We start from the raw sequence: 12,422 nt of genomic DNA on the forward strand, positions 1-12,422 counted from the left end.
CCACCTGAGAGGCAGCCCCCTTTAAAGTATGAGAAGATTCCTAACGTTATCTTTAATGCGAAACTTCTAATTCATAATATTTCACCTTGGCAAAGGCACCTTCATCTCTCGTAACCAGATAGTTACCTGCTTTAAAATAGTTTTCAAACACTCCCCATTTCTCCATATGGATGTCCTCATAAACGAGTGTTTCATCATCGTTGAGGGTTACTGTCATCTTACCTTTAGTGACATTCACCTCTAACGTGAATTTTTCGTGACCTACTTCTTCTTTAAAGTACACACCCTCGTCATCTCCCCAGGCACTGGTGTGTAGCATTTCTTCGTAGGTGGCGTCCAGGTCTTTTAGTACTTTCGTCTTTACGCGTACCTTGCCGAACGCCCAGTATATTTTTAGTATTGGAGGTGCGTTGTTGTCATCCTCCCCGATCAAATCACGCTGTTCGTTGGTAAGCCTTCCGTGAATTTGCATGATAATGGTGCGGTGGAATTTACCGTCTCCATCTTTGGAAATTTCTGGCACTGAAAGTGTGCCACGCATCTTTCCACCCTGTTCAAAGGTCCAGTTGTCATGATTACTGCCTGGTGTCATCTGCTCCCTGAGCTCAGTACGTGAATACGATGAATTAGCAGTGGATGCCGCAGGGTAAGTGTAAAATACAATAGATCCATCAGTGGAGTCATTGTACATAAAAGGTTTTAACGTTTCATTGGTAGCATAGTCCAGGATTTCTGGAGGTTGTACCTCAAGAGGTTTTCCATCTTCTCTTGGTATAGGTAGTGTTACCTTCCAGTGACTCAGATCTATAGTGGGTGTTTCACCATCATCCGTAGTATCGTTTGTGTCAGTGTCTTCGACCTCATCTTCATCAGGTCTCGAAACGTTAAAATCTGAAGCTGACACTTCATCTGTACTACATCCTGCTAAAAGCCCGGCAAGGATGAAAGCGAAGGTAAAGTTACCCAGGACAAAGCCTGGGTAACTGAATAATTTATTTATAATGGTATTAGTCATTATTAATTACCTAATGTTATAGATATATCATCCACTCTGGATTCCACATCTGTATTGGTGATATAAATCACAATTTTGGTACTACTTCCGGAATTGAAGGCCAGGGTTTCGGCGATGTACGTATTCGCGTCAGTCTGATCATTTACCGTTTCTGAGGCGATGGTAGCACCTGCCACTTCTGCCTTACTGGTAATCGGACCATTCAGTACAGCTACCGTAAGCGAACCTGTAGGGCTCGTTTTCATGGTGTAGTTGTAGTTCAACACGTAATCGGTATTGGCTTCAACCTCAATCTCCTGGTATGCTGCTCTGGAATTGTCAGAAGGCAACTTAGCCGCCTGGCTTCCTGTCAGTACAGGGCTACTTGTGATCTGAATCACACCACCGAGATCAGATCCGCTAGGCGTTCTCCAGGAGTCACGTCCATCACCAGTACCATCAGGCAATGAATTGTCCTCAAAGCTCGCTTCTAGAACCTCAGGCAACTTCGTCTGCATGATTGACAAGTCGTCCACTCTGGCTTCCACATCGGTATTGGTGATGTAGATCACAATCGTAGTACTACTGCCAGAATTGAATCCAAGTGACTCGGATATATACGCGCTGGCATCAGACTGATCATTTACCGTTTTTGAGGCGATCGTAGCTCCTGCTACTTCAGCCTTGCTTGTCACCGGACCGTTCAATACACTTACCGTGAGGGAACCTGTAGGGCTTGTCTTCATGGTATAGTTGAAATTGAGCGTATAATTGGTATTGGCTTCTACGGTAACCTCCTGATAAGCTGCTCTAGAGTTGTCAGAAGGGAATTTTGCTGCCTGGCTACCACTCAATACAGGACTACTGGTAATCTGAATAACCCCACCAAGATCTGAACCACTTGGTACTCTCCAGGAATCTCGTCCGTCGCCCGTACCATCCGGCAGAGAATTATCCTCAAACCCTGCTTCCAGAATCACCGGCACAAACACTTTAGAAATCGTCACGGTGGCTGTTTTCACATCCGTATTACCTGTCACGCTCGTAGCGGTCAATTTCACTTCGTATGAGCCATCGGACATGTAGGTATGCGAAGGACTATCTCCAGTAAACTGAAAGCCATCACCAAATTCCCATAGAAGTGATTCGGCACCCACCGAAGCATCTGTGAAATTGATAGTTTGGTAATCATCAGCTGAAGCCTCAAAGGTAAAGTCTGCTGTAACCGGAGCCTGTATGTCAATAGACGTACTGAACGATGAATTGAGGCCATTGCTAGCTGTTGCTTTTAGCGACACCTCATACACGTTGTGCGTCTCATATATGTGTGTAGGGTTTTCTTCAGTAGAAGTGTTACCATCACCAAAATCCCATAGGTAAGTGTCCGCACCTTTCGTGTTGTTCACAAAAGTGTACTCCAGGTAATTTTCACTGCTCTGCTCTGCACTGAACGATACTGAAGGAGGTATAGCACCACCAGCACCAATGTTGATGGCAAAGTCATCAAGACGTGCTTCTACGGACCCTTTGTTGTAGAATAAAATAGCTACTACAGTACTCTCTCCTGTTTCGAAACTAAAGCTCGCAGGCAGGTACTCTTGTGGATCGTCCTGGTTGTTTACCGTAATAGATCCCAATACGTAATCTTGTGAAGACTCAATGGTCTCTCCATTATCGGCGAAGGTATCACCATCTGGTTCGATTTCATTGTCTTTGGCATAGCGCGATACATCCAGTACATCTACAGTAAGGAATCCAGCAGGAGCTGCTACAAGCGTGTAGATGAAACTCAAATCATACTGTGTATCCGGGCCAACCACAATTTCCTGATAGCCTACCCGTTGGTCGTTAGGGTCACCGGTAAGCTTACCTGCCTGACTTCCAGACACTACTGGGCTAGACGAAATTTGGATAACTGTTTCAAAAGAAGTTCTCCAGGAATCTCTACCATCACCTGTGCCATCTCCGAGCATGCCGTCTTCAAAGCCGGCCTCCATGATCACAGGCTGATAAGGTCCCTCCTCTACCACGATATCTTCCGAATACGTAGTAGAAACACCCAATCCATCTGTGGCAGTTAAGGAAACGGTATAAGTTCCAAGTTCACTGTAGGTATACACCGGATCCTGAGCGTTTTTCACACTATCAGGAGCAGTCTTTCCCTCCTCACCAAAATCCCAGGTAAAGGAAATCGCTTCAGTAGAAAGGTTAGTAAACTGTACTTTTAGCGCATTGTCAGCATCTGAAGCATATGAAAATGCCGCCACGGGAGGCTCCGTATCTGCTATCGACCCAGCCTTTGGCAAATCCAGGTCATCGCAGCTATTTACAAGACCAACAACCATCAGCCCTGTTACTAGCAGCGAAATCTTCTTCAAAAATTTATTTGCTATATTTTTCATAATCATCATCAATTAAGAATTAGTATCCAGGGTTTTGGGTGAGTACTCCACGGCTCAGGTTGATCTCTCTGGAAGGGATCGGTAATAGTAATGCCCGAGCGCTGTAATCGCTATACCCCATCTCGGCTGCATGTGCGCTCAACACTGCATCTGCTACACCGAATCTCTGAAGATCAAAAAAGCGATGGTTTTCAAAAGCCAGCTCTACTCTTCGTTCGGTAAGCAAGTCATCTTTTGAAATGGTCGTCACTGCATCGGTAAACCCTGCTCTGTCTCTGATTTTCTGGAATGAACTCAGTGCGTCTGTGTTGCCAGTGGAATTACCACCAGCCATAATGGCCTCTACATGCATCAGGAGCACATCTGCATACCGCAGTACAATCCAGTCATTGCCGGCGTTTCTAGAGTTTGGACCGTAACTATCAGCTACACCAAATCCATCTGGCAGAAACTTGGCCACTTCGTTGGACGAGCCTATGGTCACATAAGAAACCGACGATCTATCACCACCATGTGCCTGGAAATCAGCAATCAAATTGTCATTTAGGATGTTAAGACCATCTTGTCTACCTGCTCTTACTGCAGAAGTAAACTCAGCAGAAAACCCCTGGCTCTCTTGTGCGTTTCCTGATTGATATTGGATCGCAAAGATGATTTCATCATTCAGCTCGTTGTAGAATACGTCTCTATAATTCGACATGAGGTCATACTCACCGCTATTGATAATCTCCTCACAAAGACGCTGAGCTTCAGAGTAATTAGGCGAAGGCTGAGAAAGGTATACTTTGGCCAACATCGCCTGAGCTGCAGCCTTTGAAGCTCTGGATTTAAACGAATTGTCCAATGCAGTTACAGCCTCTTGCAAGTCCGCTACTATTTGTTCGTAAATAGTGGCTGTAGCTACTCTGGTAAACAATTTCTCTGTATCGTCGGGCACCACCACTTCAGTAACCAATGGCACATCACCATACAATCTAATCAGGTTGAAATAGGCATAGGCTCTGAGAAACTTAGCTTCCCCAGCATATTTTGCTCTATTTGCCTCATCGGCCACATCGATATAATCAAGTATGTTGTTGGCTCTGAAAATCACCTCATACATGGATGCCCAGTAATCTTCAGATTGTACATTGTTAGGGTCTACCAAATACCTGTGGAAGTCTGCACGAGACCCCTCAAGCGTAGCACTTCGTGTATTGTCCGTTCTGTGCTCAGTCAGGAGGTATTCAAACTGTACTCCTCTGTTTACTTCAGAAGTATTGGTATTGGTGTTTTCGTTTACACCCTGAATCGCATCATAGATACCTACTACTCCCTGCTCTACATCTGCATCTGTAGCGAAGAATGACTCCACGGTAATGGCTGTATCAGGAAGTGGGTTCAAAAACTCATCATCACAGGAGAATGCAATCAATCCTGAAATGGCAAGGACTATATAATTTAATGATTTCATAGTTTCTTTTCCTTTAGAATTAAAAATTAACATTCAGACCTAAAGTGATCGTTCTGAACAACGGAGTACCAGCTCTTTGCTCTCCATACTTTCTAGGATTGTCGTCATTGTCGACAAACTCAGGGTTGAAACCATTGTACTCATCTGAAGTCTTGTAGATCAGGTTTTGACCTGAAGCATAAATTCTGAGATCTGTCAATCCTAGTCTGGAAGTCAGAGCGTTTGGCATGTTGTAGCCTACGGTTACGTTTCTCAGTGAGAAATAGCTCGCGTCTTGTACTACCTGATCTGTCAGCACCTTTTCTTTTAGGAAAGAAGTGTGAGGAATGATACCATCCTCTACCAGCTGAGCAGGGCTTGTAGTAGCTCCTTGCCACCAGGTATAGAAATACTGATCACCGATGTTTTTCACTTCATATCCATTGGCACCTTGTATCATTACAGACAGGTCAAAGTTTCCAAGCTTGAAATTGTTGGTAACACTCCAAACCAAGTCCGGATAAGGGTCTCCAAGGATCGTTTTGTCTGCATCCGTGATGATGCCGTCACCATTCAAATCCACAACGATGGCATCCTCAGGCTGTCCATTGATAGGGAACCAGGGCGAGTTGATATACTGTCTTGGCACCTCTTTGGTACGGTCTACTACATATCCGTAGAATGAAGATATAGGAGAACCTACCTGATTGATCCACTGAGAGTTACGTCCGTAAGAATCTTCTAATAGGGCACCGTCAGAATCTCCAAAAGCTGTTAGTGTATTTTCGTTGGTAGAAGCTACCACCGTAGTATTCCATGAGAAATTGCTTTTCACTATGTTGTTTGTTCGCAGCTCAAACTCAAGTCCTTCATTTTCTACCTCACCAAGGTTTACAATCCCACTGGTAAATCCTGTCACATAAGACACTGGGTTTTCCAAAAGCAGGTTGTCACTAACTCTTTGGTAATAATCTACCGAACCTGAAATTCTATCTGAAAGCACTCCAAAGTCCAACCCTACTGTGAGTTCTTCAGATGCTTCCCATTGCAGCAAAGTGTTGGCAATGTTTCTTGGCGAAACGCCAGGAACTACCGCACCATTCACTATAGCATTTGAGGAATTTAAAAGTGCCAGGTATGGCCAGGTATCCACGATATCATCCCCTACGTCAAAGTTTTCAGCCCCAGTACGTCCGTAGCTAGCTCTAAATTTCAGAGTACTTAATACATCTCCGATTGTATTGGAAATGAACGTTTCATTGTGAGCATTCCAGCCTACAGATACCGCTGGGAAATTACCCCATTTAGAGTCTACTCCAAATACCGAACTCCCATCTCTTCTAAAGGAAGCATTGAACAAGTACTTATCATTGAAAGCGTAGTTAATTCTTGCGAAGTAGCCAATTTTCTTCCGTACGATGTTGGTCTCAGTAAAGCTTCCAATCTGCGTAGCACCTTCCAGGTTTTTAAGTCTGTCGTTGGTGTATCCATTTGCTTCAACAACACTGTTTTCAGCACCTCGTCTTTGGACGGTAAGTCCAAGCATACCGCCAAAATCATGCTTATCAAGTTTCTTATTGTACATCAGCGTGTTATCAGAAATCAAGCGTGTACGAATTCTATTTTGCAAGCTATACTCTGCTCTACTGTTGCCAGCTGCATGGTGCTTGGTACCATCGTATCTGGTTCGCTTTCTATTCTCCAACGTAGCGGCAAATCTCGTTTGTGCTGTAAGGCCTGGAATGATCTCCCACTTCAGGTAGGTAGAACCAAGCAGGTTAGTTGTATACTCATAATGCTCTCTTTCTACATACTGAGCGTATGGGTTGGAATCACCAGAGGTACGCGCTCTACCTCGAGTGCCATCACCATCATAGTCCTCATTCATCAGGTGCTGCTCTCTGAAGTAATCACCTGGCTTTAGATCAGGGAAGTAGTAGTTATCATCTGGATCGTCCTGGTTTACAAATGCTAAAGACGCTTCTGTGTGATACTTGGGCAACCAGGGAGACTGACGAATTGGGTTATGCACTGAAGTAGGCAACTGTCTTCTCTTTCTATAAGAAGGCGTCATGCTCAAGCCCCATTTCAAGTCCTTTGTCAACTTGGTATTTAACTTCAAGTCAGCAGTGTACAGCTTATAATCATCTGTAAGCACTACTCCCTCATCGTGTACATAGCGCAGTGATGCACTGAAATCTGTGGTGGCGTTACCTCCACGTGCAGAAAAGGAATGACTCTGGATAGTTCCTCCATCAAAGAAAATGTCCTGCCAATCTTTGTTGTAACCTCCCAGTGCCTCCGAAAGAGCCAGTGCTTGCTGCGTACCATCGCTCAGCGCACCTTCTTCAGCTTCTTCTTTTGCCGCCCAGGCGTACAAATCTTTCTTATAAGCTTCGCTTCCAAATGCTTCCTTGAATCCGATGAATGTCTGATAGCTCATTTTGGTTTTTCCAGCCTGACCACTTTTGGTAGTGATCAAGATCACGCCGTTAGAGCCCTCACTACCATAAATGGCTGCCGATGCAGCATCTTTCAATACCTCAAAAGACTCTACGTTGTTCATGTCCATCGTGCCCAGGAAGTCGGCATCTACGATCACACCATCTACCACGATAGCCGGACCTGAATCTGCAGTAACAGACCCAAAACCACGAACCGTAATGGTAGGTGCTGCTCCAGCCGAAGCATCAGTGGCCTGAATATTTACCCCTGAAACCTGACCTACAAGCGCATCGTCCACTCTGGACACCGGCAGCTGCTCGAGTCTTTCTCCTTTTACTTTGGAAATAGACCCTGTAAGGTGAGATTTCTTTTGGGTACCATATCCGATCACGACTACTTCTTCGAGTTCGGTAAGGTCTTCTTCCATGGTAATATCGATCACAGACCTGTTATTAACTGGCACCTCTACCGTCTGAAAACCAATAAAAGAACAAATCAAAACATCATCATCCTCAGCCTGAATTCGAAAATTCCCATCAATATCTGTGACAGTCCCCTGTGTACTGCCCTGTACAATCACGGTAACTCCGGGTAATCCATCTCCTTCTTCGGAGGTAATTTGCCCGGAGACGATTTGTGCATCCTGTGCTTTTGCCAGAAATGCCAAACACCCCAGAAGTCCTGCCATAAACATAGACTTCCATTGAGAAGTTGCTAGTAATTTTTGCTTCATAATAACATCATTTTGTGAATGAAAATGACGGAAAAAGACGTACTAAGGGCGGGAAAGCATTGAGAATAGCGACAGAGATGCCTATATTTGCAACGCAGTTCAGAACGCTGGAAAATACTGCTTCAGTTTGCCGATTGAAAGTATTTTCTGCGGGCTGCCCTCAATGGATTAGCTTTTCGCTAGTCCATTTTTTTTACCTATTTACCGTTACTCCCATTCGTTTGTTGTTGTTCGGTTAGTGAAAAGTTTAAAATGTCACTTAGGTGTGTACTCATAGCGTCTGCAGCCTTGTCTGGCTCCATGCGCTCAATATGCTCCAAAATCTTATAGTGCTCATCTAAAGCAGAAACCGGCCGATTTCCACCACAGATATTGTTCTCCTTAAAGTATGTTAGGATGTCCGGTGTTACAATCAACATGAGTGATTTCAACACTGAATTCTTGCTTGCTTCGGCTATTTTCAAATGAAAAAGCAAGTCATTTTCTACCGTGTCTTTTTCAGCCTGTACTGCTTTTTCGAAATCATTGAGTGCATTACTAATGGCTACCAGGTCATCGTCCGATCTGCGCATAGCGGCATTTCGAGCTGCGTTGGTTTCTAGCAATACCCGAGTCTCAACTAATGCGTGAAAATCGTTCCCCTCCAGTTGCAATACATCTGTAATAAGTCCTTCGAGGGCGGTGATACCAAAACCTGCCACCACTGTACCACTCTGAGGAAGTGTCCGGAGAATACCATAAAACTCTAGTTTTCGAATAGCATCCCGAACGTGCGAACGGCCTACATTGAACAAATCACTGAGCATTCGCTCAGATGGTAGTTTATCACCAGGCTTTAGCTGACCGCTGGAGATCAATTCTTTGATCTGCTGAATGATCTTGTCAACCGGAGTCTCGATGACTATCTCTTTAAAGTTATGTATTAAGTCTTTTTTCATAATTTCCATTAGTCAACCATGAACTGGTCAACCAATTTAGGGTAATCCAACAAAATATCAAAATTTGAGTCATAAATTTCTAAATCTACAATTCAGCGCCAATTCACACCTTGCCATTTACCATCTAGACAAAAACACTGTTTAAAGCCCGTATAAAGCGATTCTCAACACCTCACACCTTTCCTCACACCAAAATTCACTAGTAAATTATTTTTTTCGCATTCTCATACTGCTTTTAAGGAGTCTTATTACAGTTTACACAACTTGCATACGTTTTCATTTGCAATTTTTATAACACATCATTTGGATAAGTCATTGATATCGTGTTACTTGGTAACTGGTTAACCAGTTTATGGTACTCCAGAAAATGGAATACCAAACAATTCATTCTTCGAAGAACACCTGTAATAGGAGCTTTAACGAGCGTTTTTACCAACATTTTAATTCCAAACCAATCAATAACACAACAATGAAAAAATCGAATGTAAACCAGCACATCGCAGGAGTCATCATTCTGATGACTACACTGCTGGGCTGCACGGACTCAACCGACGTACAGCCACTCACAGAACCAATGGCTAAACTAGCCGTAAATGATCCAGTCCCCATTACCAACCCCGGCTTTGAAAGCAGCTGGTCTGGGTGGAATGACACAGATCCATCTTCCATTTCAGGTGTAGCCAACTCGGGTTCTAAATCTGCAAAGATCACCGGGTCTGGCGGGCGATTTGAACAGTCAGTATCAGTCAGCTCAAACACAGACTATGAACTCACAGCATATGTAAGAGACGAGGGCACCATAGGCGTCACAGCCGGTGGCACTACTTATAGTGATGGTGGCAACTTTAGCTCCTGGACCAAGGTGACTGTAAATTTCAACTCAGGGTCGAATTCTTCTGTCACTATTTTCGGAGCTTATAATGGTGGCACTGGTCGCTTTGATGATTTTGCCATGATCGAAACAGGCTCTGGTGGAGGTGGATCCGGAGGCGGTAGTGGCAGTGGCCAACTGTCCGTGGCCTCTGTAAGTGCCAGCGCACATGATGGCAATGTACCTGAAAACACACTAGACGGAAGCCTGAGTACGCGCTGGTCCGCCAATGGAAGTGGTCAGTACATTACCTTTGATTTAGGCTCCTCTCAGGATGTAAGCAGTCTCAAGGTGGCGTGGTACAAAGGCGACCAACGATCAGCTTCGTTTAAAATCAGGCTCGGCAACACTACTTCCTCACTTTCGGATGTTTACGTAGGCAACAGCAGTGGATCTACCCTCAACCTTGAAACTTACGACTTTACTACAACGAATGCACGCTATGTGCGCATCACTGGGTTTGGCAACAGCCAAAACACCTGGAACTCGATCACAGAAGTGGAAATATATGGCACTGATGGTGGCTCTGGAGGCGGAGATGGCGGCTCAGGAGGTGGTGACGGTGGCTCCGGTGGAGGCGGCGGATCTGCCAGTGTACCATCAGATCTTATGGATAACTGTAACCAATGGAAGATCACATACCCTGATGGCACTGAAGACAAGACATTGTGCAACGAACCAAACAATGAGTACTTCTTCGTAAACGGCACTGGAGACGGCATTGTATTTAAAGCGCCCATCCGAAGCAACAATGGCACTACACCAAACTCCAGCTACGTTCGCTCAGAATTGCGTGAACGCAAACCCGATGGCAGCTCTGACGTCTACTGGACCACATCAGGAACGCACGTAGTGTATGTAAAGCAAGCGATCACTCACTTACCTATGAACAAAAACCATCTGGTAGCCACACAAATCCATGGCAACAAATCAGAGGGAATTGATGATGCTATGGTTTTGAGACTTGAAGGCAGTCATCTGTTTTTAAGTTTCAATGGTGGACAATTGAGAAGCGACCACACCATAAAAACGAACTACAGCCTGGGCACCACGCATGAGGTGATCTTCGAGGTGATCAATGGCAAGCACTACTGCTACTACAGTGAAGATGGGAACCTGAAAAATGCCTATGCTAATGGAAGTGCTTCTAGCTACCTGGTGAAAGATGGAAGCAACAACCATGTGATGGACCGGAGTTATGGTGATGCTTACTTCAAAGTGGGCAATTACACCCAAAGTAATGCCGACAGAGAAGGAAGCGATACAGACAACCCTAACAACTATGGAGAAGTGGTGGTCTATGACTTCTATGTTTCGCACAATTAACCAAAAACCTGTTTGTCAAACCTATTTCCCAACCTAATTTCCCGGGTCGCTTCATTTGGAGCGACCCTTGTTTTTTCATGACTACATAACAAGGCAGGCCATCATGATCTAGCTCCTTCTACTATCTTTGCCCCCTTATATGGAGCAGAGAACCAAACGCCGCATCGCGCTTAGCGCCTACTTTTTCCTTACGGGTGTAGGGTTTTCCACATGGACTTCCCGCATTCCCACCATCAAAGAAAACCTCCAAATCAATGAAGCAGAGCTCGGCTCTATCTTATTGGTGATGCCGATAGCCTCTATTCTGGGACTTCCTCTATCCGGAGTGCTCGTTACCAAATACGAAACGCGCTGGCCTATGCTACTCGGTTTTCTGGCCTATGCCCTTTCTCTATACACCATCGCCTATGCAGAAACTGTCACGATGTTGGTCATTTCGGTTTTTTTGGTCGCTTTTTTTATGCGTATTGTCAACATCTCCATGAACACCCAGGCAATCACGGTTCAAAAACTATTCACCAAAAAAATCAATGGATCCTTTCATGCACTATGGAGTCTGGGCGGAATTACCGGAGTAGGTATTACTACCCTACTCATTTGGCTGGATGTTTCTATGAAAGCCCACTTGTTGTTTTTCACGCTAGTCACCCTTCCTGTTGGATTTTGGGCGTTTACCCGGCTCATCCGAGGTGATCAATCTTCGTCTGGCAATAAGTTCACAATTCGAAAACCAGACCCGTACATCATGTCACTGGGGCTACTCATCTTATTTGCTGCCATTTGTGAAGGCGGCATGTTTGACTGGAGTGGAATCTACTTTAAAGAAGTGATTGGCACCGACATATTTACGTTTGGCTTTTTGCTTTTTATGATTTGCATGACCATTTCAAGGTTTATATCCGACTGGGTCATTGAGCGGCTTGGCATGAAAGGCACCTTCACTTGCTGTGCTTTATTGATAGGGCTTGGCATTGGCATTGCCGTGGGGTTTCCTTCACTCTACCCAGCAATGGCAGGCTTTGCGCTAGTAGGGTTTGGCACAGCACCCATCATCCCCATGGCACTTCTTCAGGCAGGAGAGTCAAAAAAGTACAGCACCGGAATAGCCGTATCGATTATCGCCACTTATGCTACTTCCGGCATGCTCATAGGGCCTCCCATCATCGGTTACCTTGCCCATGCCATGAACTTGCGTATGGCTTTTCTTTTTCTGCTCCTGATGGGATTGGGTATGATTCCGGTATCCCGACTCTTTTTCCGAATCAAATCAAAGACCTAATT

Annotated in this window: 7 protein-coding genes; 2 read left to right on the top strand and 5 right to left on the bottom strand. The window is 44.8% G+C overall.

Translation table 11 applies throughout. From position 1 onward, the window contains the following. Nucleotides 1–52 precede the first annotated feature (52 nt). The 5 genes from C7460_RS14730 to C7460_RS14750 all read right to left on the bottom strand — a co-directional run bounded on the left by C7460_RS14730 (nucleotide 53) and on the right by C7460_RS14750 (nucleotide 8,944). Nucleotides 53–1,015 (bottom strand): polysaccharide lyase family 7 protein, encoded by a 963-nt coding sequence (locus tag C7460_RS14730; protein WP_115868883.1) that lies wholly within the window; start codon nucleotides 1,013–1,015, stop codon nucleotides 53–55. Nucleotides 1,016–1,017: 2 nt separating this feature from the next. Next, nucleotides 1,018–3,396 (bottom strand): PKD domain-containing protein, encoded by a 2,379-nt coding sequence (locus tag C7460_RS24405; protein ID WP_170148027.1) that lies wholly within the window; start codon nucleotides 3,394–3,396, stop codon nucleotides 1,018–1,020. 19 nt (nucleotides 3,397–3,415) lie between these two features. Continuing rightward, the gene (locus tag C7460_RS14740) at nucleotides 3,416–4,849 is read right to left on the bottom strand and encodes a RagB/SusD family nutrient uptake outer membrane protein (RefSeq protein ID WP_115868971.1); all 1,434 of its coding nucleotides are present in this window, start codon (nucleotides 4,847–4,849) and stop codon (nucleotides 3,416–3,418) included. A gap of 19 nt (nucleotides 4,850–4,868) precedes the next feature. Next, entirely contained in the window at nucleotides 4,869–8,006 is a 3,138-nt protein-coding gene (locus C7460_RS14745; protein ID WP_221409536.1) for a SusC/RagA family TonB-linked outer membrane protein, read from the bottom strand. Nucleotides 8,007–8,203: 197 nt separating this feature from the next. Beyond that, nucleotides 8,204–8,944 carry a FadR/GntR family transcriptional regulator gene (locus C7460_RS14750; protein WP_115868973.1) on the bottom strand — a complete coding sequence of 247 codons (741 nt, stop codon included), beginning with the start codon at nucleotides 8,942–8,944 and terminating at the stop codon, nucleotides 8,204–8,206. A gap of 469 nt (nucleotides 8,945–9,413) precedes the next feature. Here C7460_RS14750 and C7460_RS14755 point away from each other — a divergent pair, with 469 nt between their 5' ends. After that, a complete protein-coding gene (locus C7460_RS14755; RefSeq protein ID WP_317127698.1) occupies nucleotides 9,414–11,141 on the top strand; it encodes a polysaccharide lyase family 7 protein in 1,728 nt (575 codons plus the stop codon). 139 nt (nucleotides 11,142–11,280) lie between these two features. Then, nucleotides 11,281–12,420, top strand: a complete 1,140-nt coding sequence (locus C7460_RS14760; protein WP_115868886.1) for an MFS transporter — start codon at nucleotides 11,281–11,283, stop codon at nucleotides 12,418–12,420. Nucleotides 12,421–12,422: the final 2 nt, after the last annotated feature.

Source organism: Marinoscillum furvescens DSM 4134 (genome assembly GCF_003386095.1).
Taxonomy (GTDB): Bacteria; Bacteroidota; Bacteroidia; order Cytophagales; family Cyclobacteriaceae; genus Marinoscillum; species Marinoscillum furvescens.

What these genes read in the sequence shown, in the direction of transcription:
- C7460_RS14730 (WP_115868883.1), bottom strand. Translation starts at nt 1,015, where the DNA reads ATGACTAATACCATTATAAATAAATTATTCAGTTACCCAGGCTTTGTC.
- C7460_RS24405 (WP_170148027.1), bottom strand. Translation starts at nt 3,396, where the DNA reads ATGAAAAATATAGCAAATAAATTTTTGAAGAAGATTTCGCTGCTAGTA.
- C7460_RS14740 (WP_115868971.1), bottom strand. Translation starts at nt 4,849, where the DNA reads ATGAAATCATTAAATTATATAGTCCTTGCCATTTCAGGATTGATTGCA.
- C7460_RS14745 (WP_221409536.1), bottom strand. Translation starts at nt 8,006, where the DNA reads ATGAAGCAAAAATTACTAGCAACTTCTCAATGGAAGTCTATGTTTATG.
- C7460_RS14750 (WP_115868973.1), bottom strand. Translation starts at nt 8,944, where the DNA reads ATGAAAAAAGACTTAATACATAACTTTAAAGAGATAGTCATCGAGACT.
- C7460_RS14755 (WP_317127698.1), top strand. Translation starts at nt 9,414, where the DNA reads ATGAAAAAATCGAATGTAAACCAGCACATCGCAGGAGTCATCATTCTG.
- C7460_RS14760 (WP_115868886.1), top strand. Translation starts at nt 11,281, where the DNA reads ATGGAGCAGAGAACCAAACGCCGCATCGCGCTTAGCGCCTACTTTTTC.